Origin of the sequence: Nitrospirillum goiasense (assembly GCF_034427435.1) — a bacterium.
Taxonomy (GTDB): Bacteria; Pseudomonadota; Alphaproteobacteria; order Azospirillales; family Azospirillaceae; genus Nitrospirillum.
Genome location: NZ_JAXQNP010000003.1, coordinates 1,378,096 through 1,404,421, shown reverse-complemented (window position 1 = coordinate 1,404,421; position 26,326 = coordinate 1,378,096). Strand labels below are relative to the sequence as shown.

Below are 26,326 nucleotides of genomic sequence, written 5' to 3'. Positions count from 1 at the left end.
CCCTCATGAGGAGACCGCCGTCCATGTCCATGACCGTAGCCGATCAATTCGCCGCCACGCTGGCCGCCGCCGGTGTCAAACGCATCTACGGGGTCGTGGGCGACAGCCTGAACGGCCTGACGGACTCGCTGCGCCGGCGCGGCGATATCGAATGGATCGCCGTCCGGCATGAGGAGGTGGCGGCCTTCGCCGCCAGCGCCGACGCGCACCTGACGGGGACCATCGCCGTGTGCGCCGGCAGCTGCGGTCCGGGCAACCTGCACCTGATCAACGGGCTGTTCGACTGTCACCGCTCGCGCGTGCCGGTGCTGGCCATCGCCGCCCACATCCCCTCGCCCGAGATCGGGTCCGGCTATTTCCAGGAAACCCATCCCCAGGACCTGTTCCGGGAATGCAGCCATTACTGCGAGCTGGTGTCCGACCCGGCGCAGATGCCGCGCAGCCTGGAGATCGCGCTGCGCACCGCCATCGGGGAGCAAGGCGTGTCGGTCATCGTCATCCCCGGCGACGTCGCGTTGAAGGAGGCCACCACGGACGCGCCGTTGAAGCCGGCCGGCCTGGTGCCGAAGCAGCCCGTGGTGATGCCGGGGGAGGAGCAGTTGGCCGCGCTGGCCGACCTGCTGAACGCCAGCCCCCGCGTCACCCTGCTGTGCGGGTCCGGCTGCGCCGGGGCGCACGATGCGGTGGTGGCCCTGGCGGAAACGCTGAAGGCGCCCATCGTCCACGCCCTGAAGGGCAAGGAGCATGTGGAACACGACAACCCCTATGACGTGGGCATGACCGGCCTGATCGGCTTTTCCTCCGGCTATTACGCCATGCTGGATACCGACATGCTGCTGATGCTGGGCACGGATTTCCCGTACCGCCAGTTCTATCCCAAGGGCGCGGACGTGGCGGTGGCCCAGGTCGATATCCGGCCGGGCCAACTGGGCCGCAGGGCGCCGCTGGACCTGGGCGTGGTGGGTGATGTCGGCGCCACCGTGCGCGCCCTGCTGCCCCGCCTGACGCCCCGCACGGACGGCGCGCACCTGGACAAGGCGCTGCGCCATTACCGCCGCACCCGCGCCGAGCTGGACGCCCTGGCGGCACCGGACCGCAGCGAGGGCCTGATCCATCCGCAACAGGTGGCCAAGGCCGTCAGCGACCTGGCGGCGGAGGACGCCATCTTCACCTTCGACGTGGGCCTGCCCACGGTGTGGGCCGCGCGCTATCTGGCCATGAACGGCCGGCGGCGGCTGATCGGCTCGCTGTGGCACGGGTCCATGGCCAACGCCATGCCCATGGCGCTGGGTGCGCAGGCTGCCTTCCCCGGGCGGCAGGTGGTGTCGCTGTCGGGCGACGGCGGCTTCACCATGCTGATGGGCGACTTGCTGACCTTCAAGCAGCGGGGCTTGCCGGCCAAGATCATCGTCTTCAACAACGGCGCCCTGGGCTTCATCGAGGTGGAGCAGAAGTCGACCGGATTCCTGCCCTTCGGCACAGGCCTGGACAATCCCGACTTCGCCGCCCTGGCGGAGGCCGTGGGCATCAAGGGCATCCGCCTGGAACGTCCCTATGAGGTGGAGCCGGGGCTGCGCGAGGCCTTCGCCCACGACGGCCCCGTGCTGGTGGACGCGGTGGTCGCGCGCACGGAGCTGCCCATCCCGCCCGCCATCAATGCCCAGATGGCCAAGGGCTTCACCCTGTACATGCTGAAGGCGGTGATGAGCGGCCGGGGCGACGAACTGGTGGACCTGGCCAAGACCAACCTGTGGCATTGACCAACCCCCGGGGGGAACCATCGGAAACCACCGGGCGCCCAGGCCACCATCGTAGAATGCCGCCGGGCGCCCGCCTGTGGCACCCTGCCTCCTGACCGGGTCACCCCCACCCCGGTGCCAGGAGGCATGGATGCACGACCGTCATGATCCCGAAGACGCCGCCGGCACGGACACGGCCGCCCCCGGCACAATCCGGGCCGGCTTCGTCCGCGTGCGCGGCGCGCGGGAGCACAATCTGAAGACTGTCGACGTGGACATCCCGCGCGACGCCCTGGTGGTGTTCACCGGCGTCTCCGGCTCCGGCAAGTCCTCGCTGGCCTTCAGCACCCTGTATGCCGAGGCGCAGCGCCGCTACCTGGAATCGGTGTCGCCCTACGCCCGCCGGCTGTTCCACCAGATGAGCGTGCCGGACGTGGACGCCATCGAGGGGTTGCCGCCGGCCGTGGCCCTGCAGCAGCAGCGCGGGTCGCCCACCGCCCGCTCCTCCGTCGGCAGCGTCACCACCCTGTCCAACCTCTTGCGCATGCTGTATTCGCGCGCCGGCGACTATCCGCCGGACCAGCCCCTGCTGGAGGCGGAGGCCTTTTCCGCCAACACGCCGGAGGGGGCCTGCCCCACCTGCCACGGCCTGGGCCGGGTGCATGAGGTGACGGAGGCGTCCATGGTGCCCGACCCGTCGCTGACCATCCGCGAACGGGCGGTGGCCGCCTGGCCCACCGCCTGGGGCGGGCAGAACCTGCGCGACATCCTGATCACCCTGGGCATCGACGTCGACACGCCGTGGCGCGACCTGCCGCGGGAGACGCGCGACTGGATTCTGTTCACCGACGAACAGCCGGAGGTGCCGGTCTATCCCGGCTTCACCGCCGCCGAGGTGCGGGAGGCGATCCGCCGCAAGCTGCCGCCCAACTACATGGGCACCTTCTCCAGCGCCCGCCGCCACGTCCTGCACAGCTTCGCCACCACGCACAGCGCGATGATGAAAAAGCGCGCGGCCAGCTTCATGGTCAGCAGCCCCTGCCCCACCTGCGCCGGCAAGCGGCTGCGCCCGGAATCGCTGTCGGTGACCTTCCAGGGCCTGGACATCGCGGCCATGGGCCAGTTGCCGCTGAAGCGCATCGCGTCCCTGTTCGCCGCCTATGCCGACGATGGGTCGGAACGGCTGCGGGAATTGCGCCGGACGCGGCCGGAAACGGCCATCGTCATCGCCCGCATCGCCGCCGACCTGTGCCGGCGCCTGGCCGTGCTGCTGGATTTGGGCCTGGGCTACCTGACGCTGGAGCGCAGCACGCCCACCCTGTCGCCGGGGGAATTGCAGCGCCTGCGCCTGGCGACGCAGGTCGTCTCCACCCTGTTCGGCGTGGTCTATGTGATGGATGAGCCGTCGGCGGGCCTGCACCCGGCCGATACCCAGGCGCTGCTGCGCGCGCTGGACGGGCTGAAGGCGGTGGGCAACTCCCTGTTCGTGGTCGAGCATGACCTGGACGTGGTGCGTCATGCCGACTGGATCGTCGATGTCGGCCCCGCCGCGGGCGAGGGTGGCGGCCAAATCCTGTACAGCGGCCCGCCCGATGGCCTGCGCGCCGTCGCGGCCTCGCAGACCGCGCGGCACCTGTTCGCGGCGGACCAGCGGCCCCGCCCGGCGCGGCGCGCACCGGCGGGCTGGCTGCGCCTGGCGGGCGTGACGCGCAACAACCTGAAGGCCCTGGACTGCGCCTTTCCCCTGGGTTGCCTGACCACCGTCACCGGCATTTCCGGGTCCGGCAAGTCCAGCCTAGTCAGCCAGGCGCTGGTGGAACTGGTGACCAAGGCGCTGGGCGCGCCCGTGGCGGTGGAGGAGGAGCCCGCCGACGCCGAAACCCTGCTGGAGCAGGAACCGGCGGCGGAGACCGAGGGCCGGATCGAGGGAGGGCTTTCCGGGATCAGGCGCCTGATCCGGGTGGACCAGAAGCCCATCGGCCGCACGCCCCGGTCCAACCTGGCGACCTACACCGGCCTGCTGGACCATGTGCGGGCGCTGTTCGCCGACACGCCGGAGGCCAAGCGCCGGCGGTACGACGCCGGCCGCTTCTCCTTCAACGTGGCCAAGGGGCGCTGCCCCCGGTGCGAGGGCGAGGGCTTCGTCATGGTGGAGCTGTTGTTCCTGCCCAGCGTCTATGCCCCCTGCCCCGTCTGCCACGGCAGCCGCTACAACGCCCAGACGCTGGAGATCACCTATCGCGGCAAGACCATCGCCGATGTCCTGGGCCTGACGGTGGCGGCGGCCAGCGACTTCTTCCACGACGTGCCCGCCGTGCGCCGGTCCCTGACCGTGCTGCGGGAGGTGGGGCTGGATTACCTGCGCCTGGGTCAGCCGGCCACGGAGTTTTCCGGCGGGGAGGCGCAGCGCATCAAGCTGGCGACGGAGTTGCAGCGGGCGCAGCGGGGCGGGGCGCTGTACGTGCTGGATGAGCCGACCACCGGCCTGCATCCCAGCGACGTGGACCGGCTGCTGACCCAGTTGGACGCCCTGGTGGCCGCCGGCAACACGGTGGTGGTGGTCGATCACGACATGGGCGTGGCGGCGGCCAGCGACTGGGTGATCGACATCGGCCCCGGTGCTGGGGACGAGGGCGGGCGCGTGGTCATCGCCGGCACACCGGAAACGGTGGCCGCCTGCCCCGACAGCCGCACGGCGCCGCACTTGCGGCCCTTCCTGCCGTTGGGTTAGGCAAGGCGGACACCCCATCCCCCGCGCAAACTGGATGCCGATGCCCGCCCTTCCCTGGATCATCCTGGCGCTGGCCACCGCCGCCGCCTGGACGGACCGTTTCCGCCCCTGGGTGCCCGTGCTGCTGGGCGGGACCGTCGCGGCGGCGGCCGCGAACGGCTTGCTGGGCTGGCCGGCGGGCTTGGCCCTGGCTCTGCTGGCCGTGCTGGCCTGGGCGGTGCGCGAGGACCGGCCCGCCGCCGTCCGTTGGGTGGGCCACGGGCTGTTCCTGGCGCTGGCCGGGACCCTGTCCGCCCATCTGTGGCCCGGCTTTCACAACCCGCGCGTCATGGGACCGGCCCCCCTGACCCCGGATGCCGTGCCCTTCACCTTGTACCTAAACCTGGACAAGCCCTTAGTGGGGCTGTGGCTGCTGACGGTGGTGCCCGCCATCCGGGACCTGCGCCCGCCCGGCAGGACACTGGCCGTGGCCGCCGCCGCCTGGCTGGGCACCTCGGCCACCTGCCTGGCCGCCGCCCTGGTCCTGGGCATCGTCGCCTGGGCGCCGAAAGGCCCGGCCGGCGCCGGCCTCTGGCTGGTGGACAACCTGGTGTTCGTGGCGGTGGCGGAGGAAGCCCTGTCCCGGGGGTACATCCAGGCAGGTCTGGCGCGGTGGCTGCGCCACCGCCGCTGGGGTGAGCCCCTGGCCCTGGCAGCGGCATCCGCCCTGTTCGGCCTGGCCCATGCGGGCGGCGGGGTGCCGTGGATCATCCTGGGCGGCATCGCCGGTATCGGCTATGGCCTGGCCTACCGCCATGGCGGGTTGCCGGCCGCGATCCTGGCCCATGTCGGCCTGAACGCGACCCACTTTTTCCTGTTCACCTATCCCATGCTGCACCCCGCCGCATAAACCGCCGCCTGGAGGACACCCCCCAGGCGGCGCTTTTTTGTCAGCGCTTCAGCGTGCCAAGGAAGGCGAGGACGTCGCCCTCACCCACCACGTCGGCGTACTTGGCGTTCATGTCGAACAGGTTGGCGTCGTGCGGGGCCTGGTGGCGATCGCCACAGGCATCGGCGATCACCGCCGTCCGGAAGCCGTGGGACATGGCATCGACGCAGGTGGCCCGCACGCAGCCGCTGGTCGTCAACCCGGTCAGCAGGACGCTGTCCACGCCCAAAGCCGTCAGGGTAGAGGCCAGGGACGTGCCGAAGAAGGCGCTGGGGTACTGCTTGCTGACCACCAGCTCGTCTTCCTCGGGCACCAGGCCGGCCGGCCAGCCGCCCATGGGATTGCCCTTCAGGAAGTAGCGCAGTGGGGCGGCCTTCTCATAGAAACGGCCGCCGTCGATGGCGGTCGGGTGATAGACGACATTGGTCAGGATGATCGGCACCCCCGCCGCCCGCGCCGCCGCCCGCACCCGCAGGGCGGAGGCCAGGGCATCCTCCACGCCCGCGTAAAGATCGCAGGCGGGGTCGAAATAGCCCTGGCAGAAATCGATCATGATCAGCGCGGGGCGCGCCCCGAACCCAACCCGCGTGCCGTAGGCGCGGGCGTAATTTGCGGCCAAATCGTCAGTCATGCGTCGGTCTCCGCGTCAAACAGCCAGGGCTGCAGCCGCCGGTGGCGGCCCTCGAATGTCTCAATATCGGCGCCGTGGGCGTTCAGCAGGGTCGCCGTCTCATCCCAGCCGTTCAGCAGGGCGCGCCGGCGTTCCGGATCGATGGCGAACGGCAGGGAAGCGCCGCCCGCCACGCTCACCGTCTGGGCCTCCAGATCCACCTCGAACACCCGGGCCTCGGCGGCGGCGGCGCTCAAGGCCGCCACCTGCGCGGGCGGGAGGGTGATGGGCAGGACGCCGTTGCGGTAGCAGTTCGCCTGGAAGATCTCACCGAAGCTGGGGGCGATGACGCAACGGATGCCGCGACCGAGAAGGGCCCATACCGCCTGTTCGCGGCTGGAGCCCGACCCGAAGTTCGCGCCCGCCACCAGGATGGGCGCCTCCCGCCAGGCGGGCTGGTTGAAGACGAAGTCCGCCACCTCGCTGCCGTCGGCATGGAAGCGCCGGTCATGGAAGGCATAGGGACCCAGGCCCAGGCGGGCCGTGATCAGCAGGAAGCGCGCGGGGTATATGATGTCGGTGTCGACATTCTCTTCCGGGAGCGCCGCGGCCAGCCCAGCCAAACGGACGAATGGCTGAATCATCGTATTTCCTCCACCAGGCCCGCCGCCGGGGTCCGCATCAACGCCCGCACATCGGTCAGGCGGCCGGTCACGGCGGCGGCGGCGGCCATGGCCGGGCTCATCAGATGGGTGCGGCCGCCGGGGCCCTGCCGGCCCTCGAAGTTGCGGTTGGACGTGCTGGCGCAGCGCTCGCCGGCGGCCAGGCGATCATCGTTCATGGCGACACACATGGAACACCCCGCATGCCGCCATTCGAAGCCCGCCGCCCGGAACACCGCGTCCAGCCCCTCCGCCTCCGCCTGGTGCTTGGTGGCGGTGGAACCGGGCACAACGATGGCGCGGACGCCGGCCGCCACCTGGCGCCCGTGGGCGACTGCGGCGGCGGCGCGCAAATCCTCGATACGGCCATTGGTGCAGGACCCGATGAACACCCGCTGGATGGGAATGTCGGTCAAGGGCGTGCCCGGCCGCAGGGCCATGTAGGCCAGCGCCTTTTCCGCATGGCGGCGGGCGCTGTCGTCGCCCAGCGTGGCCGGGTCGGGAATGGACGCGGTGATGGGGGCGGCCTCATCCGGGCTGGTGCCCCAGCTGACGTACGGCGCCAGGCCGGACACATCCACCGTCACCACCCGGTCGAACACCGCGTCCGGGTCGGAGCGCAGGCCCCGCCAGTAGGCGACGGCCTGGTCCCAGAGGGCGCCCTTGGGCGCCAGGGGCCGCCCTTTCAGATAGGCGAAGGTGACCTCATCCGGGGCCACAAGGCCGACGCGGCCGCCGGCCTCGATGGTCATGTTGCACAGGGTCATGCGGGCGGCCATGGACATGGCCTCGACCGCTGGGCCGGCATATTCCACCGCATGGCCACTAGCGCCCAGGGCGCCGATGCGGGCGATGACGGCCAGGGCGATGTCCTTGGCGGAGACCAGCGGATCGGCCTGGCCGACAAGGTCCACCCGCATGGTCCGGGCCCGCCGCTGCTTCAGGCATTGCGCCGCCATGACCGTGCCGCACTCGCTGGCGCCGATGCCGAAGGCCAGCGCGCCGAAAGCGCCGTGGGTGGTGGTGTGACTGTCGCCGCACACCAATGTCATGCCCGGCAGGGTATAGCCTTGCTCCGGCCCGATGACGTGGACGATGCCTTGCAGGTCCCCGTCCAGCGACCGGTAGGGCACGTCGAAACTGCGGGCGTTGTCCTCCAGCTCCGCGACCTGGGCCCGCGCCAGCGGATCCTCGATCTCACCGTCCCGCACCCGGGTGGGCACGGCGTGGTCGGCCACGGCGAGGTGGGTGCCCGGCCGGCGCAGGCGGCGGCTAGCATCCCGCAGGGACGCGAACGCCTGCGGGCTGCTGACCTCATGGACCAGGTGCCGGTCGATATACAGCAGGGTTTCCCCGCCCGGCAGCTCCGCCACGGCGTGGCTGTTCCACAATTTCTCATACAGCGTCTGGGGCATCGAACCTCTGGTCCTGCTTTTAGGGGGCCTTGTAGTAAGTGTCTCGGGCGGGGTCGGCCCGTAGGCGCGTCTCCGCCGTTCCATGGCCGGCGCCGATGCGCTTGTCGTCGGGACGCGTCTTCTTGAGGATGAAGCCGACGTTGCCATGGACCATGGCGATCTCCTCATCCAGCGTCATCCGGCCCAGGGCCAGCAACGCCCGCAGCCGGTCCCCGCTCACAGGCCCAGGCAGAGGTATTTGACCTCCATGTAGTCATCCAGGCCGTGGCGCGAGCCTTCACGCCCCAGGCCGGACTGCTTGACGCCGCCGAACGGCGCCACCTCGGTCGAGATCAGGCCGGTGTTGACGCCGACCATGCCGGCCTCCAGCGCCTCCGCCACCCGCCACACCCGGCCGATGTCGCGGGTGTAGACATAGCTGGCCAGGCCATAGGCGCTGTCATTGGCCTGGGCCACCGCGTCGGCCTCGTCCTGGAAGCGGACGATGCCGGCCAGCGGGCCGAAGGTCTCCTCCTCCGTCAGGCGCATGCCGGCGGTGACACCGGACAGGACGGTGGGGGTGAAGTAGGTGCCGCCCAGGGCGTGGCGGTCGCCGCCCACCACGACGCGGGCCCCCTTGGCCACGGCGTCGGCGACATGCTCCGCCACCTTGTCCACGGCGGCGGCGTCGATCAGCGGGCCGACCTCCACACCCGGCTCCAGGCCGTTGCCCACGCGCAGCCCGGCCACGCGGCGGGCCAGCGTCTCCACGAAGCGGTCATGGATGCCGGCCTGGACGTAGAAGCGGTTGGTGCAGACGCAGGTCTGGCCGCCGTTGCGGAACTTGGAGGCCACGGCCCCCTCCACCGCCGCGTCGACATCGGCATCGTCGAACACCAGGAAGGGCGCGTTGCCGCCCAGTTCCAGTGACATGCGCTTGATGGTGTCGGCCGACTGACGCATCAGGGTGCGCCCCACCTCGGTCGACCCGGTGAAGCTGATCTTGCGCACCACCGGGTCGGCGGTCAGGACGCCACCAATGGCGCGGGCGCCGCCGGTGACGACGCTGAACACCCCCGGCGGCACGCCAGCCTGCTCCGCCAGCACGGCCAGGGCCAGGGCGGAGAAGGGCGTCTGCGACGCGGGCTTCAGCACCATGGCGCAGCCGGCGGCCAGGGCCGGGCCCAGCTTGCGCGTGATCATGGCCGCGGGGAAGTTCCACGGGGTGATGGCCCCGACGACGCCGACCGGCTGCTTCAGGCAGACGATGCGGCGGTTGGTGGCGTGGGGCGGGATGACCTCGCCATAGGCGCGCTTCCCCTCCTCCGCGAACCACTCGATGTAGGCGGCGGCGTAGGCGATCTCCCCCCTGGCCTCGGCCAGCGGCTTGCCCTGCTCTCGCGTCAGCAGTTCCGCCAGGGCGTCCTGGTGGGCCAGCATCAGGTCATGCAGGCGGCGCAGCACCCGGGCACGGTCACCGGCGGTGCGCGCGGCCCAGGCATGGCGCGCGGCGTCCGCCGCCGCCACCGCCCGCGCCGTCTCCGCCGCCCCCATGTCCGGCACGGTGCCCAGCACCTGGCCGGTGGCGGGATCGGTCAGGGACAGGGTGCGCCCGCTGTCGGCATCGCACCATTGGCCCGCGACGTAGGCCTGCTGGCGAAGGAAATGCGTGTAGGGGAAGGAAGGCGTGGTCATGGCGATGCGGCGTCCGGTGTCGGGGGCGTGCAAGGATCGGGGGCGTGCAGGCGGCAAGTCTTCCCCGGCGTCCGGCGTCGGGTCGACGCCGGAAGGGGGCCCTGGCCGCCACGCGGTCAGTTGAGTCAGAACGGCGTGATGATCTGGCGGACGGCCTTGCCCTCGGCCAGGACGTCCATCAGCTCGTTCACCTGGGCCAGGGGGCTGACCGAGGTCAGCAGCCGGTCAACCGGCAGCCGCCCCGCCCGCCACAGGGCGATGTAGCGCGGGATGTCGCGAGCGGGGATGGACGAGCCCATGTAGCTGCCCATCAACGTCTTGCCGTCCGCCACCAGCGACACCGCCGGAATGGTCAGCATCTCCGATGGGTTGGGCAGGCCCACGGTGACGACGCGCCCGCCCCGCCGCGCAGCGGCGTAGGCCTGGGCCAGCACGGCCGCCTTGCCCACCGTCTCGATCACCACGTCGGCGGCGGGCAGCGTCCCCGCCTCCTCCGGCGGCACCGCCTGCGCGGCCCCCAGTTCCAGGGCCAGGGCGCGCTTTTCCGGGGACGGGTCGATGGCCGTCACCGGCTGCGCCCCGGCGGCCAGCGCGCCCAGCAGGGCCGCCAGGCCGACGCCGCCCAGGCCATAGACGCACAGGCTTTCGCCCGGCCGCACGGCGGCGGTGTTCATGACCGCGCCCACGCCGGTCAGGACGGCGCAACCGAACAGGGCCGCCACCTCCACCGGCACGTCGGCGTCGATCTTCACCGCCGACCGCCGGTCGACCACCGCGTGGGTGGCGAAGGCGGAGACGCCCAGGTGGTGGTTGATGGGCTGGCCCTGGAAGGACAGGCGGCGGCCCCCGCGCATCAGCCGCCCCTCGCCATTGGCGGCGGCGCCGTGGGGGCAGAGATAGCCCTGGCCGGCGGCGCAGGCGGGGCACTGGCCGCAGGACGGCAGGAAAACCAGGACCACGCGGTCACCGGCGGCGAAGCCGGTATCCGCCGGATCGCCCACGGCGACGACGGTGCCGGCCGCCTCATGCCCCAGGGCCATGGGCATGGGGCGCGGCCGGTCGCCGTTGATGACCGACAGGTCGGAATGGCAAATCCCGGCCGCGTCGATCCTGACCAGCAGTTCCCCCGGCCGGGGATCATCCAGCTGCACCGTCTTCAGCGACAGCGGCGCCTGCGCGCCGTAGGGGCGCTGGTTGTCGCCGCAGCGGGTCAATATCGCCGCCGTGATGTCCATGGCTTTCCTTCCCTTCCGCGTCTTGTGGGGCTGCGTCTTGTGGGGGGCCGGTCAGACCGGCGGGGCCCACTTGGCCTCGAAGGCCCAGACCTCCTCGAACCCGATCATGGAGCAGAACTCCTTGAAGTTGGCGATGCCCTGGGGATCGCCCTCACCGTGTTCCTTCAGGTCCACCAGCGCCTTTTCCATGGCGGCGGCGGCGACCAGGCTGGTCAGGGACGGGTAGATGGCGAAGGCGTAGCCGAGTTCCGCCAGCACCTTGGCGTTGGGCACCGGGGTCAGGCCGCCGTTGGCCATGTTGGCCATCACCGGCTTGTCGAAGGCGGCACAGGCGGTCCGCATCTCCTCCTCGCTGGTCAGGGCCTCGGGGAACAGCACGTCGGCGCCGGCCTTGGAATAGGCCTCCAGCCGGCGCAGGGTACCGTCCAGCCCCTCGCTCTGCCGGGCGTCGGTGCGGGCGATGATCAGGGTGTTCTGCTTGTCCGCACGGGCATCGCAGGCCACCTTGATCTTCTGCACCATATCCTCCAGCGGGATCAGGCGCTTATAGGGGGTGTGACCGCATTTCTTGGGGAATTCCTGGTCTTCCAGCTGAATGGCGGTCACGCCCGCCTGCTCATAGCCGCGCACCGTGTGATGCACGTTCAGCAGCCCGCCATAGCCGGTGTCGGCGTCGGCGATCAGCGCGGCCTTGCTGGTCCGGGCGACGGTCGCCATGCGGTCGACCATCTGGGTGTAGCTGGCGATGCCGGCATCGGGCAGGCCGTAGGCCGACGCGGTCAGCCAATAGCCGGTGCCGTAGATGACGTCGAAGCCGACCTTGTCGGCGACGACGGTGGCGATCATGTCCTGGACGCCGGGAACCACGAAGAACTTCCCGGAGGCCAGCTTCTCACGAAGGATGGGATTGGACATTTTTCTCTGCAGTCAAAAGGGTGCGAGGCCCCCGCCGCACAGGGTGCCGTGCGGCGGGGTTGAACGGATCATTCCGCGGCGACGCTGGCCGGATGCCAAACCGGCTGGCGCGGGGCCGGCAAGCCGGTCTCGGCCAGGCAGTTGGCGCGCAGGGTCTCGATATCGGGGCCGAAGTTGAAGGTGGGGATGGTGGCGCCCCGCGCGGCCCGCATCCGCGCCCGCAGGGTTTCCGTCGCCACCTCGTCAACCGCGCCATCGACCAGCACGACGCCGTACCGGCGGGCGCCATCCACCGTCACCAGGCCCTGGCGCAGTTCCTTGGCCAGCAGGGCAGGGTCGCGCTCCAGCGGGTCGCCCCAGCCGCCGCCGCCCCAGGTGATGAACTGCAACTGGTCACCGGCCTCCACCGGGTAGTTTTCCAGCTTGTTACCCAGCACGATCTCCGTGCCGTCGGTCTTGACCAAGATCTTGCGGGCGCGGGTGCCCGGCTCACCACCATTGACGCCCCAGGGCGGAACGAACCAGCGATCGTCATGGATGGCGATGACGCCAGGCTCCAGGAAGCGGTAGACCATGTTGATGCCGTTGCCGCCGCGGTGCAAGCCCGCCCCGCCGCTGTCGGGCACCGTCTCATACCGCTCGATGCGCAGGGGAAAGTAGCGCTCCAGGAACTCATTGGGCACATTGGTGAACCCGGGCCACAGCGAGTGCCCGTCCGGACCGTCACCCAGGGGGCGACCGGGAATACCACCGAAGCCGATCTGGAAAAGCTGGAACCACTTACCCTTCTGGTCGGTGCCGGCATAAAACAGGTGCGGGCTGGAGGAGAAGCCGGCCGCGTTCAGGAACTGCGGCGTCTTCTGGCCCAGCAGGCCGCCCATGATGTCGAACAGCCGGCCCAGCGCATGGGTACGGCCCGACAGCGCCGCCGGGAAGCGCGGCTTCAGCAGCGAGCCTTCGGGGATGCGCACGTCGATCAACGGATAATAGCCGTCGTTGAACAGGATCTGCGGATCGAAAACCATGATCATGTAGATGCCGAAGAACATCTTCATCATGTTTTCGTTCAGGAAAAAGTTAATCGATGCCGCCGACTGCGGGTCCGTCCCGTCGAAGTCCAGGATGACACGGCCATCCTCGCGCCACATGGTGCACTTGATCTTGTAGGGCCCGTAGCCCAGGCCATCGTCGCAGACATAGTCCTCAAAGCTGACCTTTTCCTCGCTGACGGAGGTCTCGATCAGCTTTTGCATGGCGCGGTAGTTGCGCTCCAGCAACTGTTCGGTGGCGGAGACGTAGACGTCGTCGCCGAAGCGCTCCGCCATCTCGATCACGCGGCGGGCGGCCACGCGACAGGACGCGATCAGGGCGTTCAGGTCGGCCTTGCACCAGCTGGGTGTGCGGACCTGGTGCATGATCAACTTGATGAGGTCTTCGTTATAGACGCCCTTCTTCCAAATCTTCACCGGCGGGATGCGCACGCCTTCCTGGAAGATGCTGGTGGCGTCGATGGGCATGGACCCGGGCACCATGCCGCCGATGTCCGATTGATGGCCGAACATGGACGTGTAGGCCAGCAGACGCCCATCCTTGAAGACCGGCAGAAGGACCAGCCAGTCGTTACAGTGGCTGATGGCGCCGCCGACGGAATAGGGGTCGGACAGGAAGATCATGTCGCCTTCCTCGACCGTGCCCTCGTACCCTTCCAGGAAGGGGCCGATGTAGCTGCCGAACTGGCCGACGATCATGCGGCCGAGGTGGTCGCAGATCAGCGGAAAGGCGTCGCCCTGTTCGCGGATACCGGGCGACATGGCCGTCCGGACCAGGGTGGCGTCCATCTCGATGCGGGCGTTGCGCAGCGCGTTCTCGATCACCTCCAGCGTCACCGGATCGACGGTGACCGGGTTGAACGGGGCGGCGTTGGCCTGGATAATGGTTGCGGGCATGGATGCGGTCCCCCTGTCAGGCCAGATTGATGAGGATGTTGCCGACCGCGTCGACCTGGCCGACGCAGCCCAGTTCGATGAGCGTCGTGGAGTCCATCTCGACCACGATGGCGGGGCCGGGAATGATGTCGCCGGCCAGCAGCTTGGCGCGGTCGTAGATCACCGCCGGCCGCATGGCGCCGTCGGCCCACAGCTCATGGTCGCGGATCTTGGCGGCCGAGGGGTCGCCGTTGCCCTGGGGCAGGCGATGGGCCTCCAGCTCCAGGATGGGGCCCAGCGCCACGGCGCGCAGGTTCACCAGCTCATGCGGGCTGTCCATGTTGAAGGTGAACAGCCGGTGGTGCTCTTCATCGAAGCGGGCGGCGACGCCGGCCAGGCCGTCGCGCTGCAACGTCTCGGCATCGATGGACAGCGGCACCTCGAATGCCTGGCCGTCGTAGCGCACGTCCAGTTCGAATTGGGTGGTGATGTCGGCCACGGCGATGCCCTCGGCCGCCAGCTCGGCGATGGTCTGGGCCGCCATCTCCGTCAGCAAGGCCTGCACCTCGGCCTCGTCGGTGTCGATCAGGCGGCGGGAGAAGCTGCGCGCCGTCTCGGTCCGCATGCGGGTGGTGGCATCGCCCAGGGCGCACAGCACGCCGGGGCTGACCGGGGAAACCGCGGGCCAGCTACCCATGAGGCGGGCCACGGCGTTGACGTGCAGCGGACCGGCGCCGCCGAAGCCCATCAGGGCGAAGTGGCGCGGGTCGTAGCCCTGCTGCACCGAGATCATGCGCAGGGCGCCGAACATGTTCTCGTTGACGATGTCGATGATGCCGCGCGCCGCCTCCATGAGGCCGATGCCCAGGGCGTCGGCGATGGTCTGCACCGCCCGGCGGGCGCCCTCGCGGTCCAGGGTGAAGGTGCCGCCCAGCAGGGCTTCGGGCAAGTATCCCAGCACGACGTTGGCGTCGGTCACGGTGGGCAGCGTGCCGCCCTTGCCATAAGCCACCGGGCCGGGCACGGCGCCGGCGGATTGCGGGCCGACGCGCAGCGCCTTGGTCAGTTCCGGCACATAGGCGATGGAGCCGCCGCCCGCGCCCACCGTCTTCACGTCCAGCGAGGAGGCGCGCACCGACAGGTGGCCGACCTCGGTCGTGCGCACGCGCCGCGGCTCCAGGTTCTCGATGAGCGCGACGTCGGTGGAGGTGCCGCCCACGTCCAGCGTCAGGATATTCTTGATGCCGGCGTTCTTCGCCACCCACAGGGCGCCGGTCACGCCGCCGGCGGGACCCGACATCAGCAATGAAACGGGATGCTCCTCCGACTTCTCGGAGGACATGAGGCCGCCGTCCGAGCGCAGCAGCGAGAGGGAGCCGGCCATGCCGGCGTCGCGCAGCTTGGACCGCAGGTTGCGCACATAGCCGCCGACAATGGGCCGGACGGAGGCGTTGGCGACCGTGGTCAGGGTGCGCTCATACTCCTGCATTTCCGGCAGGACGACGTGGCTGAGCGAGATGGGCACGTCCGGCAGGATTTCCGCCGCCAGGGCGGCCACGCGCCGCTCATGCGCGCCGTTGAGATAGGCGTTGATCAGCGACACGGTCAGCGCTTCCACGCCCTGGGCCTTCAGCGTTTCCAGGGCGGCGCGGATATCGGCGTCATCGACCGGGCTGACCTCGTTGCCCTGGGCGTCCATGCGCCCCCGGATCTCGATCGTGTCCTCCAGCGCCGCCAGGGGCGTGGGCTTGGGCCACACGATCCAGCCGGCCAGGCCGCCCGGCACGAAGCTGCGGGCGATCTGCATGATCTGGCGATAGCCCTGGGTCACGATCAGGCCGACGCGGGCGCCCTTGCCCTCAAGCACCGCGTTGGTGGCCACGGTGGTGCCGTGCAGGAAGAAATCAACGTCGGCCGGTGAGATCCCGGCCTTGGCGCAAATCGCCTCGACGCCGTTCAGGATGCCCACAGAGCTGTCGCGCGGCGTCGACGGCGTCTTGTGCCGCCAGAAATTCCCGCTGCCCTGGTCAAGCAAAAGCAGGTCGGTAAAGGTTCCCCCGACGTCTACACCCAATCGATACGCCATGTCGTCCCCGAACTGTTGTTAGCGCGGTAGGGCGCGACCGCGCCGCGCCCCCGCGGGATCGAGCCACCGTATTCCCCGCCCTCGCACCCCCGCGCGGACCAAGCACCGATCTGTCCACCCTGCGGTTTTCAGATGGTATGGCGATCCCCTGGGAACGGCTTTTGCGGTCAACTGGCCCGGCTTCAAGGGCGCCCTGGCCCCGGACGGCGCGGCTGTCCGGCGGTGGCGCCCCACCTTCCCCCGGATCATCGGCACATTCGCAGGTCGCCCGAAGGAAGGAGTTGATAAATAGTATATCATTATGCCATTTGATGGAACACCGATTAGCTAGGGACTGGAACACCACCGCGAATGGGATCGACACTGGTTGAGAAGCTATGGTCGCGGCACCGTGTCGCCGACCTGGGCGATGGGACGGATCTGCTGTATGTCGACCGCGTGCTGCTGCATGAGCGCACGGGCTCCATCGCCTTGAAGGAGCTGGCGGAGACCGGGCGCGCCGTGCGCCATCCCGGGCGTGCGTTCGTCTGCATGGACCATATCGTCGACACCCGCCCGGGCCGGGGGACGACACGGTCATGCCCGGCGGCACGGCCTTCATCCGCGAGACGCGCGCGGCCGCCGCCGCCGCCGGCATCCATGTCTTCGACATCGGCCAGGACGACCAGGGCATCGTGCATGTCGTGTCGCCGGAACAGGGCATCGCCCTGCCCGGCCTGACCGTGGTCTGCCCCGACAGCCACACCTGCACCCAGGGCGGCCTGGGCGCGCTGGCCTGGGGCATCGGCTCCAGCGAGGCCGCGCACGCCCTGGCGACCCAGACCCTGGTGGTGCGCCGGCCCCGGCAGATGCGCGTGCGCTTCGAGGGCGCGCTGGGTGCCGGCGTGGGGCCCAAGGACATGATCCTGCACCTGATCGCCACGCACGGCGCCGACGGTGGCGCCGGCCATGCCGTGGAGTTCAGCGGACCGGCCGTCAGCGCCCTATCCATCGAGGGCCGCATGACCTTGTGCAACATGGCGGTGGAGTTCGCGGCCTGGACGGGCCTGTGCGCGCCCGACGCCAAGACCATCGCCTGGCTTGAAGGCCGCCCGCGCGCGCCCAAGGGGGACGCCTGGGCGGCGGCGGTCGCGGATTGGGCGGAGCTGCGCAGCGACGCCGACGCCGTCTTCGACCGCGAGATCGTCATCGACTGCGCCGACATCGCCCCCTACGTCACCTGGGGCACCAGCCCGCAGCACGCCATCCCCATCGACGGCCGCGTGCCGGTGTTGGAGGAGGCGCGCGACGCCACGGCGGCCACCGCCTGGCGGCGGGCCCTGGCCTATATGGACCTGACGCCGGGACAGTCCCTGGCCGGCCTGCCCATCGATGGCGCCTTCATCGGCAGTTGCACCAACAGCCGCCTATCCGACCTGCGCGCGGCGGCCGAGGTGCTGCGCGGCCGCAAGGTGGCCCCCGGCGTGCGCGCCATCTGTGTTCCGGGATCCATGCGGGTGAAGGCGGCGGCGGAGGCGGAAGGCCTGCACACCGTGTTCCTGGAGGCCGGGTTCGAATGGCGCGAAAGCGGCTGTTCCATGTGCTTCTTCGCGGGCGGCGAGCATTTCGGCCAGTCGGAACGGGTGGTGACCACGACCAATCGCAATTTCGAGAACCGGCAGGGGCCGGGCACACGCTCCCATCTGGCCAGCCCGGCGACCGTCGCCGCCTCCGCCGTGGCGGGCCGGCTGGCCGACGCCCGGGTGCAGGCCCTGCTTTCCCCCGCCGCCATTTCCAGCGACACGAGGGCTTGAGGCCATGGAGAGGTTCATCCGCCTGACGGGCGTGGCCGCCCCCCTGTACCGCCCCAACATCGACACCGACGCCATCATCCCCTCCCGCGAGATGAAGCGGGTGTCCAAGGAGGGTTTGGGCGAAGGCCTGTTCGCCGACTGGCGCTACAGCGACGTGAAGGCCCGGCTGCCCAACCCCGATTTCATCCTGAACCGCCCGCCCTTCGACGCGGCGCCCATCCTGATCGGCGGCGCCAACTTCGGCTGCGGCTCGTCGCGCGAGCATGCCGTGTGGGCGCTGAAGGACTATGGCGTCCGCTGCGTCATCGCCCCGTCCTTCGGGGCCATTTTCCAGGGCAACTGCGTGCGCAACGGCATCCTGCCCCTGGTCCTGCCCGAGGAGCGCGTGGCCGCCCTGGCCAACGCCGCCGACCCGCGCCCGCTGACCGTCGACCTGGAAGGGACATCCCTGACCATCCCAACGGGCGAGGTGCTGACCTTCGCCATCCCGCCGGCCGACCGGCAGATGCTGCTGGAGGGGCTGGACCCCATCGGCGTCACGCTGAAGCGCCTGCCCGCCATCCTGACCTTCGAGGCGGACCATCTGCGCCGCCATTCCTGGATTTGATCATGCCGAGGTTCTGCCATGCCCAATGAAGCGGCCCCCAACGACGCGGCCGGCCACGACGCCCTGCCGCTGAGCGGCCTGAAGGTCGTCGAGTTCACTCACATGGTGATGGGCCCCGCGGTCGGCCTGGTGCTGGGCGACCTGGGCGCCGACGTGGTGAAGGTCGAGCCCATGGACGGCGACAACACCCGCCGCCTGATGGGATCGGGCGCCGGCTATTTCCCCATGTACAACCGCAACAAGCGCAGCGTCTGCCTGGACCTGAAGTCGCCGGCGGGCCGGGAGGCGGCGCTGCGCCTGATCGCCCAGGCGGACGTGCTGGTGGAAAACTTCCGCCCCGGCGCCATGGAGGCCCTGGGCTTTGGCGAGGCGGCCATGTCCGCCCTCAACCCCGGCCTGGTCTATTGCTCGGCCAAGGGCTTCCTGTCGGGGCCTTATGAACACCGCGCCGCCTTGGACGAGGTGGCGCAGATGATGGGCGGCCTGGCCTACATGACCGGCCCGCCGGGCCGGCCCTTGCGCGCCGGGTCGTCGGTGATCGACGTCATGGGCGGGCTGTTCGGGGTCATCGGCGTGCTGGCGGCCCTGATCCAGCGCGGCAAGCTGGGCCGGGGCCAGACGGTGAAAAGCGCCCTGTTCGAGAACTGCGTCTTCATGGTGGGCCAGCACATGGCGCAGAAGGTGGTGACGGGTGTCGCCCCCCGCCCCATGCCCGTCCGCATCTCCGCCTGGGCCATCTATGACCTGTTCACCACCCGCGATGGCGAGCAGGTGTTCGTCGGCGTGGTGACGGACGGGCAGTGGCAGGCCTTCTGCAAATCCTTCGGCTTGACGGACTTGCTGGTGGACGAGACCCTGGCGCGCAACACCGGCCGGGTGCAGGCCCGCGATCGCCTGCTGCCCCGGGTGCAGACCTTGTTCGCGGATTTCGACAAGGCCGACCTCTTGCAGCGGCTGGAGGCCATCGGCCTGCCGTTCGCCCCCATCAACCGGCCGGAAGACCTGTTCGACGACGCGCACCTGAACGCCGCCGGCGGGCTGCTGGACCTGACGCTGCCGGATGACCGGCCCATCCGCCTGCCGGCCCTGCCGGTGGAACTGGACGGCCGGCGCCCGGGGGTGGTGCAGGATCTGGCGAAGCCGGGCCAGCATACGCGTGAGGTGCTGGCCAGCGTGGGCTATGGCGAGGCGGAGGTCGCGGACCTGCTGGCCCGTGGCCTGGCCGCCGGCTGATCCCCCGACCGCAAGACGAAGGACACCAACGATGAGCGGCACGGCCATCGAGATTTCCGAAGTGGGACCGCGCGACGGGCTGCAAAGCATCAGCGCCATCATGCCCACGGAGGCCAAGAAGGCGTGGATCGCGGCGGAAGCCGCGGCCGGCGTGCGGGAGATCGAGGTGGGGTCCTTCGTCCCCGCCAAGATCCTGCCGCAGCTGGCGGACACGGCGGAGATCGTCGCCTATGCCCGCACCATCCCCGGCCTGACCGTGGCGGTGCTGGTGCCCAACCTGAAGGGCGCGCAGGCCGCCGTGGCGGCCGGGGCGCACAAGATCACCATCCCGCTGTCGGTCAGCGAAACCCACAGCCTGCGCAATGTGCGCCGCACCCACGCGCAGATGCTGGAGGAAACGGCCGCCATCGCCGCCCTGATCCGGGAACAGCCGGAGGGACAGCGGCCCAAGCTGGAAGGCGGCCTGTCCACCGCCTTCGGCTGCACGCTGGAGGGCATCGTGCCGGAGGCCACGGTCCTGTCCCTGGCCGAAGCGCTGATGGCGGCCGGCTGCGATGAGGTCGGCCTGTCCGACACCACGGGCTATGCCAACCCGGCCCAGGTGCGGCGGTTGATCCGGGGCGTGCGCGGCGTCGTGGGCGATGTCGCCTGCACCGGCGTGCATTTGCACAACACCCGGGGCCTGGGCCTGGCCAACGCCCTGGCGGCGCTGGAAGAAGGGATCACCACCCTGGACAGTTCGCTGGGGGGATCGGCGGCTGCCCCTTCGCCCCCGGCGCGTCGGGCAACATCGTCACCGAGGATCTGGCCTTCATGCTGGCGGCCATGGGCTATGACACCGGCATCGACCTGGAGCGCCTGCTGGCCGTGCGTCAGGTTGTGCGCGCGGCCCTGCCGGATGTGGAGCTGTACGGCTTCACGCCCGACGCCGGCCTGCCTAAGGGGTATGTTCCCGGTTCCGCCTACGGCGCCTGACCCCCGCCCGCGGGAAACCGGGGGCGGCCAGGCGGGGCCGGGTCGCCCAATTGAAGAAGGGCGCCGATCCCCTGGCGGAGCGGCGCCCTTCCCTTATTGGCCACCAGCAGGCGCATCACGGGGTGGGACGTTCACCGACCACGGGCACGCGGCCAAGGTGACCCTCCTCTCCGGCCTGCTGGTCATCGGCCTGATCCTGCGTTACGTCATGCGTGACCGACCTGAGCACCATCTTCCAGGAAGAGGCCCGACAGGCAGGCGCGAACATAGAATGAGCCCAATTCGGTGAACACGCCCAAACGCCCGCCAGCCAAAAGCCCGCCAGCCAAACACCCATCGGCCAAACGCCCTGCCGCCGGAGAGGCTCCCCGCTACCGGCAGGTGGCGCAGATCCTGCGCGCGGCCATCGGCAACGGCACCTACAAGGTGGGCGACCTGCTGCCGGGGGAAATCGAGCTGTGCGCCCTGCATGACATTTCGCGCCACACCGCGCGCGACGCCCTGCGCCTGCTGACGCAGGAGGGGCTGGTGGTTCGCCGCCGGCGCGCCGGCACGGTGGTGACCGCGCGCCCCGGCCCGGCGATGTTCGTGCAGCCGCTGGGCGGCTTCCAGGATCTGCTGCAGTACGCCGGCGAGGCGCGGCTGAAGATCATCTATTACGGCGTCGCGCCGGCGGACGGCCTGGCCGCGACCCTGAGCCTGGCGCCCGAAGAGTGGCGGGAGCTGCGGGGCTATCGCGGCAGCGGCGCCCAGACGGTGGGGCTGGCCCGCATGCTGATCCGCAAGGACTGCGCCCCCACGGCCAACGAGATCGACGGCACCGCCTCGGTCGCCGGGGCCATCGAGGCCCGTTTCGGCGTCGTGGCCGACCGGGTGGACCAGCGCATCAGCGCCACGACCCTGACGCCGCTGCTGGCGCAGTTACTGGGCGCGTCGGCGGGGGACGCCGCGTTGCATACCCAGCGCCAGTACCGCGACGCCCTCGGCCGGCTTTTCCTGGCGACGGAGACGGTGCATCCGGCCGGCCGCTTCGCCTACGTCACCAGCTACACCCGCGACCGGACGGACGTGGGGTGACGGCGACCGGGGCACCGATAGGGACACGGGCAAGGGCACGCACAGGGGGCACCCGGCCGGCACCTGTCGTTTCGGGGTTGAGTCAAAGTCTGCGATGCCTTAGAAAGGTATAAAGATATATCAATAAAGAACGGGCTAAGAAGGGGACGGCAGTATGCGCTTCGAACCGACCATGGTGCGCGAGCAGAAGACCGCGCGCGAGATTTTCGAACAGGTCAAGGCCAACCCGGCGCGCGCCAAATTCGGCTTCGGGCAACGGCTGGCCATCGTGAACGTCGATTTCCAGCAGGCCTACACGCGGCCCGACCTGTTCCCCAAGACCGCCTACGTCACCGACCCCGACCAGATCGCCCATGTGAACCGCATCAGCGCCGCCGCCCGGGCCGCCGGCTTCCCCGTCATCTGGACGCGGGTCGCCTACAAGGCCGATGGCGGGGACGCCGGTGTCTGGGGCACGCGCACCAACACGCCGGACAGCCTGCAGAACATCCGCCGCGACAGCGACCGCCACGCCTTCGACCCGCGGGTGGAGATCGATGCGGCGGTGGACCTGGTCTATGACAAGCGCATGCCGTCGGCCTTCTTCGAAAGCCCGCTGGCCAGCTACCTGGTGTGGCACAAGATCGACACGGTGGTGGTGACCGGCGGCAGCACCTCGGGCTGCGTCCGCGCCACGGCGGTGGACAGCCTGTCGCACGGCCATCGCACCATCGTTCCGGAAGAGTGCGTGGCCGACAAGCACGAGTCCTATCACTACGCCAACCTGACCGACCTGCTGCTGAAATACGCGGATGTGGTGGCGGTGGCGGAGGTGGACGCCCATCTGGCGGCGCTGCGGACCTGAACCCCTTTCTCCACCCTCATAAGCCGGGAGCCCCCTCATGCACGGCGATCCCAATCTTTATGATTTCTGGCCCTACCGCGACCGGCCCAAGATCACCTGGCCAGGCGGCAAGAAGGTGGCGTTCTGGGTCGCGCCCAATATCGAGTTTTATGAGCTGGACCCGCCCGGCAACCCGTCGCGCAAGCCCTGGGGTCGCCCACATCCGGACGTCGTGCCCTATTCGGCCCGCGACTGGGGCAACCGCGTGGGCCATTGGCGTATGATGGATGTGATGGATGAATGCGGCGTGCGCGGCAGCGTCAGCCTGTCCGTCGCCATGCTGGACCACCACCCGGAGATCATCCGCGCCTGCGTCGACCGCGACTGGGAATTCTTCAGCCACGGCATCTACAACACCCGCTATTCCTACGGCATGACCGAGGCGCAGGAGCGCGCGGTGATCGAGGACAGCATCAAGTCGGTGCAGGACGCGACCGGCCAGCGCATCCGGGGATACCTGGCCCCGGCCCTGACCCATACCGAGCGGACGCTGGACCTGCTGGCCGAGTACGATTTCTGGTACAGCTGCGACCTGTTCCAGGACGACCAGCCCCAGCCCCTGAAGGTGAAGGGCGACAAGCGGCTGATCTCCATGCCCTACAGCCTGGAGGTCAACGACGTCATCACCTATGGCGTCTATCACCAGAGCCCGCGCGCCTACGCCGACACCCTGATGCGCCATTTCGACCAGTTGCTGGAGGAAGGGGCGGAGACGGGGACCGTCATGTGCATTCCGCTGCACGCCTATCTGGTGGCCCATCCCCACCGCATCGGCCCCTTCCGCGAGGCGCTGCGCTACATCACCGGCCATCGCGACGACGTCTGGGTCACCACGGCCAAGGACATCGCCCAGTTCTATCTGTCATCGCATTACGACCAGACGCTGGCGGACATCGAGGCGCGCGGCTGCGCCCGCCCCGGCACAGGCTTCAACCCCGCGCCATCGGGCCAGGCCCAGGGGGACCGTTCATGAGCACCCTGCCGGAAAGCTATCTGACCTACCCGCACCGCCATGCCGGGCCGGACCATGCCCATTACCCGGCCTCCCCCCTGCCCGAGCGGCCGGCCATCCGGCTGCCGGGCGACCTGGCGCTGGGCCTGTGGGTGGTGGTCCCGCTGGAGTTCTTCCCCCTGAACCCGTCGGGGCAGCCCTTCAAGGCGCCGGGGGCCATGCAGACCCCCTATCCCGACCTGCGGCACTACACGACGCGCGACTATGGCAACCGTGTCGGCGCCTATCGCCTGCTGACGGTGTTCCGCAAGCTGGGATTGCGGGCCACCTTCGCCATCCAGGGCGCGGTGGCGGAGCGCTATCCCGCCCTGGTCCGCGACGTGGCGGCCGATGGCCACGCCATCTGCGCCCATGGCTGGGACACGGACAGCCTGCACCATTCCGCCCTGCCGGCGGATCTGGAGCAGTCATATATCGGGCGCACCCTGGACGCGCTGTCGGCCGTGACCGGGCGGCGTCCGGACGGCTGGATCAGCCCGGCGCGCGCGGAGGGCTTCCACACCCCGGCACGCCTGGCCGCCGCCGGCATCCGCTGGTTCGCGGACTGGGCCCATGACGACCTGCCCACCGCCTTCCATACCGAGGCGGGCGACCTGACGGCCCTGCCCCTGTCCAACGAACTGGACGATTGGCAGATCCTGATCGCCCATGCGCGGCCGGAACAGGAATGGGTGACGCAGGTTTCCGATGCGGCCGATTGGCTGCTGGCCGAGGCAGCGGCCCAGTCCAGCCCGCGCCTGCTGACCCTGACCATCCGACCCTATGTCAGCGGCCTGCCCTACCGCGTCAAAGCGCTGCGGGACAGCCTGGCCAATGTGTTGAAGCGTCCAGGATGTGGTAGTGTCGGCCCCGACGACCTAACCCCAGGTTGAAGGCCGCGACAAACGGCGCCCCTTGCATCGGGCGCCGTTTGCCCTAAAGCTCCTTTTTCAAAAATAACCTCGCCACCAAACCGCAGCCGACGGGATACATGGACCATTCCTCACCCGATACAGGACTGACCCCGGACCAGTTGGACCACACGGCGCCCACGCCGCTGTACCATCAGATTTTCCTCGTCCTGCGGGAGAAGATCCGCAATGGGGAGTTCGCGGCCAACTCGGTCATGCCGGGCGAGCAGGAACTGTCCAAGCTGTTCAACGTGTCCCGCATCACCGTGAAGCGCTCGCTGAACGAATTGGCGGCGCACGACCTGGTCAGCCGCCATCGCGGCCGGGGAACGGTGGTGACGGCATCGGCCACCCTGCCCCAGGTCCACGGCAGCTTCGACAACCTGATCGAAAGCCTGAAGACCATGGGCCTCGAAACCGAGGTCGAGGTGCTGGACGTCACCGAGCTGGGGTCGCCGCCGGCCGTCGCCGCCCTGCTGGACGTGGAGGCGGGGACGCCGGTGCAGCGGGTGGTGCGCCTGCGCAAGCTGGCGGGCGAGCCCTTCTCCTACATCGTGCAGTTCATGCCGCTGGACATCGCGGCCGGCATCAGCCGCACGGACATGGAAACGGTCCCCACCCTGGTCTCGCTGGAGCGCATCGGCTTCGCTCCGCATGAGGCGGAACAGTGGATCACCGCCGTGGCCGCCGAGCCGCCCGTGGCCGCCGCCCTGGAGATGGCGCCCGGCGCCCCCGTCCTGCGGGTTGAACGGGTGGTGAGGGACAAGAGCGGGCGGGGCGTGCAGATCATCCACGCCAACTACCGGCCTGATCGTTTCAAGTACCACATGCGCTCCGGCCGCAAGGCCATCGGTGGCTGGAAGTCCGAAGGGTGATGGAAGGCGCCGGCCGGCTTCGGTCGACCAGCGGCCCACCATCGCCGCGCAAGGCGCGGTGCCGCGCAAAACCGTCCCCCGACTGTCAGCCGACGAAGGCGAAAACCTCGTCCCGCAGGGCGGGTCCAAATTCCGGGTCGCGGAAACCGGGCAGGGTGCGGAACGGGGCGTCCACCTCGGCCGCCGCCTGGCGGGTGGTCTCCAGCAAGGGATCCTCCACCGAGGACAGGGCCAGGATGGGCTGGCTGACCAAGCCGATGCGCCGCAGGGGTTCATAGACGAAGGCGGCACGGTAGGCGCGGAAATAGGTTTCACCCGCCTTCAACACCTCCACCACCCAGTCGCGCAGGGCCTCGGGCGTGCCCAGGCCGTTGTCGCGCCGGTGCGCCCGGTCCCGCTTGAACCAGGGGAAGAACAGGTATTGGTCGCGGCAGAACATGAAGCAGCGCATCAGATAGGCGCCGTCCAGGTCGGGCGCGAAGGGCAAGGCGTAGTTCACAAGATAGTCGTCGCGCTGTTCCGGCGTGAAGACGGCGACGCCGTCCACGACCACCTTGCGGACAAGGTCCGGCGCCGCGATCGCCACCTCCAGCGCCACGTCGGCGCCGGTGTGGGACCCGTAGACGACGATATCGCGCAGGCATAGCGCGCGCATGGCCTCGATCAGGCCCACCGCCAGGTCGGTGATGGTCGGCGCCTCCAGGGGCAGCGGGCTGCTGTCGCCGTTGCCGGGGGTGTCGAAGGCGAAGACCCGGTAGCGCGCCGCGAGGAGGCGCATCAGCGTCTCCAACTGCTTGGCACTGCCGGGGGAGGCATGGTGCATCACCAGCACCGGCCCGTCCTCGCCCACGGTCCGGCAATGAACCTGGCCGAAACTGGTGTCGATGAACCGGCGCTTGATGGTCGGGGTGGTGGTCATGGGCGTACGTAATCCTTTGATGCCGGTCGGCCTCGGCCGCTTCACAGAAACGGCGGGCCAGGGTGGCGGTGGAACAGCGGGGGCCGCCGTCGTCGGGGTCTTGAGCACGACTATGGTTGCGGGGCGGGGCGCCGGCGCCACG

General features: G+C 69.7%; 21 protein-coding genes and 1 pseudogene. 12 read left to right on the top strand and 10 right to left on the bottom strand.

Features of this window, described 5'->3' with window-relative positions; genetic code table 11:
- Positions 1–23: 23 nt before the first annotated feature.
- The 3 genes from poxB (at position 24) to ULB03_RS20465 (ending at position 5,359) form a co-directional block, all read left to right on the top strand.
- Entirely contained in the window at positions 24–1,760 is a 1,737-nt protein-coding gene (gene poxB / locus ULB03_RS20475; RefSeq protein ID WP_322484925.1) for a ubiquinone-dependent pyruvate dehydrogenase, read from the top strand.
- A gap of 130 nt (positions 1,761–1,890) precedes the next feature.
- Positions 1,891–4,470, top strand: a complete 2,580-nt coding sequence (locus tag ULB03_RS20470) for an excinuclease ABC subunit UvrA (protein ID WP_322484924.1) — start codon at positions 1,891–1,893, stop codon at positions 4,468–4,470.
- Between the two features lie 40 nt (positions 4,471–4,510).
- Complete coding sequence (locus ULB03_RS20465; protein ID WP_322484923.1) at positions 4,511–5,359, top strand: CPBP family glutamic-type intramembrane protease; 849 nt, start codon at positions 4,511–4,513, stop codon at positions 5,357–5,359.
- Between the two features lie 40 nt (positions 5,360–5,399).
- Here ULB03_RS20465 and ULB03_RS20460 read toward each other — a convergent pair whose 3' ends face one another.
- The 9 genes from ULB03_RS20460 to ULB03_RS20420 all read right to left on the bottom strand — a co-directional run bounded on the left by ULB03_RS20460 (position 5,400) and on the right by ULB03_RS20420 (position 15,908).
- The gene (locus ULB03_RS20460; protein WP_322484922.1) at positions 5,400–6,029 is read right to left on the bottom strand and encodes an isochorismatase family protein; all 630 of its coding nucleotides are present in this window, start codon (positions 6,027–6,029) and stop codon (positions 5,400–5,402) included.
- Entirely contained in the window at positions 6,026–6,652 is a 627-nt protein-coding gene (leuD, locus tag ULB03_RS20455) for a 3-isopropylmalate dehydratase small subunit (protein WP_322484921.1), read from the bottom strand. The genes ULB03_RS20460 and leuD (ULB03_RS20455) overlap by 4 nt, the downstream gene beginning before the upstream one ends.
- On the bottom strand, positions 6,649–8,085 hold the full coding sequence (gene leuC, locus ULB03_RS20450; RefSeq protein WP_322484920.1) for a 3-isopropylmalate dehydratase large subunit: 1,437 nt from the start codon (positions 8,083–8,085) through the stop codon (positions 6,649–6,651). The genes leuD (ULB03_RS20455) and leuC overlap by 4 nt, the downstream gene beginning before the upstream one ends.
- A gap of 19 nt (positions 8,086–8,104) precedes the next feature.
- Positions 8,105–8,305: a hypothetical protein gene (locus ULB03_RS20445; protein ID WP_322484919.1), complete on the bottom strand. Its 201-nt coding sequence runs from the start codon at positions 8,303–8,305 to the stop codon at positions 8,105–8,107.
- Complete coding sequence (locus ULB03_RS20440) at positions 8,302–9,759, bottom strand: NAD-dependent succinate-semialdehyde dehydrogenase (RefSeq protein WP_322484918.1); 1,458 nt, start codon at positions 9,757–9,759, stop codon at positions 8,302–8,304. Before ULB03_RS20440 ends, ULB03_RS20445 begins: the two co-directional genes overlap by 4 nt.
- Positions 9,760–9,884: 125 nt before the next feature.
- On the bottom strand, positions 9,885–10,994 hold the full coding sequence (locus tag ULB03_RS20435) for an alcohol dehydrogenase catalytic domain-containing protein (protein ID WP_322484917.1): 1,110 nt from the start codon (positions 10,992–10,994) through the stop codon (positions 9,885–9,887).
- A gap of 51 nt (positions 10,995–11,045) precedes the next feature.
- Positions 11,046–11,909 (bottom strand): isocitrate lyase/PEP mutase family protein, encoded by an 864-nt coding sequence (locus ULB03_RS20430; protein ID WP_322484916.1) that lies wholly within the window; start codon positions 11,907–11,909, stop codon positions 11,046–11,048.
- 68 nt (positions 11,910–11,977) lie between these two features.
- Positions 11,978–13,855, bottom strand: coding sequence for a hydantoinase B/oxoprolinase family protein (locus ULB03_RS20425; RefSeq protein WP_322484915.1), 1,878 nt, complete (start codon positions 13,853–13,855; stop codon positions 11,978–11,980).
- Between the two features lie 16 nt (positions 13,856–13,871).
- Positions 13,872–15,908, bottom strand: a complete 2,037-nt coding sequence (locus ULB03_RS20420) for a hydantoinase/oxoprolinase family protein (RefSeq protein ID WP_322484914.1) — start codon at positions 15,906–15,908, stop codon at positions 13,872–13,874.
- 363 nt (positions 15,909–16,271) lie between these two features.
- Here ULB03_RS20420 and ULB03_RS20410 point away from each other — a divergent pair.
- The 9 genes and pseudogenes from ULB03_RS20410 to ULB03_RS20370 all read left to right on the top strand — a co-directional run bounded on the left by ULB03_RS20410 (position 16,272) and on the right by ULB03_RS20370 (position 25,265).
- A pseudogene (locus ULB03_RS20410) lies at positions 16,272–17,713 on the top strand (3-isopropylmalate dehydratase large subunit).
- Between the two features lie 4 nt (positions 17,714–17,717).
- Positions 17,718–18,320, top strand: coding sequence for a 3-isopropylmalate dehydratase small subunit (gene leuD, locus ULB03_RS20405; RefSeq protein WP_322484912.1), 603 nt, complete (start codon positions 17,718–17,720; stop codon positions 18,318–18,320).
- A gap of 18 nt (positions 18,321–18,338) precedes the next feature.
- Positions 18,339–19,553: a CaiB/BaiF CoA transferase family protein gene (locus ULB03_RS20400; protein ID WP_322484911.1), complete on the top strand. Its 1,215-nt coding sequence runs from the start codon at positions 18,339–18,341 to the stop codon at positions 19,551–19,553.
- A 31-nt stretch (positions 19,554–19,584) separates the two neighbouring features.
- On the top strand, positions 19,585–20,817 hold the full coding sequence (locus tag ULB03_RS20395) for a hypothetical protein (RefSeq protein WP_322484910.1): 1,233 nt from the start codon (positions 19,585–19,587) through the stop codon (positions 20,815–20,817).
- Positions 20,814–21,605 (top strand): GntR family transcriptional regulator, encoded by a 792-nt coding sequence (locus tag ULB03_RS20390; RefSeq protein ID WP_322484909.1) that lies wholly within the window; start codon positions 20,814–20,816, stop codon positions 21,603–21,605. Before ULB03_RS20395 ends, ULB03_RS20390 begins: the two co-directional genes overlap by 4 nt.
- 154 nt (positions 21,606–21,759) lie before the next feature.
- A complete protein-coding gene (locus tag ULB03_RS20385) occupies positions 21,760–22,449 on the top strand; it encodes an isochorismatase family protein (RefSeq protein ID WP_322484908.1) in 690 nt (229 codons plus the stop codon).
- Positions 22,450–22,486: 37 nt separating this feature from the next.
- Positions 22,487–23,461: a polysaccharide deacetylase family protein gene (locus ULB03_RS20380; RefSeq protein ID WP_322484907.1), complete on the top strand. Its 975-nt coding sequence runs from the start codon at positions 22,487–22,489 to the stop codon at positions 23,459–23,461.
- On the top strand, positions 23,458–24,372 hold the full coding sequence (locus ULB03_RS20375; protein WP_322484906.1) for a polysaccharide deacetylase family protein: 915 nt from the start codon (positions 23,458–23,460) through the stop codon (positions 24,370–24,372). The genes ULB03_RS20380 and ULB03_RS20375 overlap by 4 nt, the downstream gene beginning before the upstream one ends.
- Positions 24,373–24,470: 98 nt before the next feature.
- Positions 24,471–25,265 carry a GntR family transcriptional regulator gene (locus ULB03_RS20370; protein ID WP_322484905.1) on the top strand — a complete coding sequence of 265 codons (795 nt, stop codon included), beginning with the start codon at positions 24,471–24,473 and terminating at the stop codon, positions 25,263–25,265.
- An 85-nt stretch (positions 25,266–25,350) separates the two neighbouring features.
- Here ULB03_RS20370 and ULB03_RS20365 read toward each other — a convergent pair whose 3' ends face one another.
- On the bottom strand, positions 25,351–26,184 hold the full coding sequence (locus ULB03_RS20365) for an alpha/beta hydrolase (RefSeq protein WP_322484904.1): 834 nt from the start codon (positions 26,182–26,184) through the stop codon (positions 25,351–25,353).
- Between the last annotated feature and the right edge of the window lie 142 nt (positions 26,185–26,326).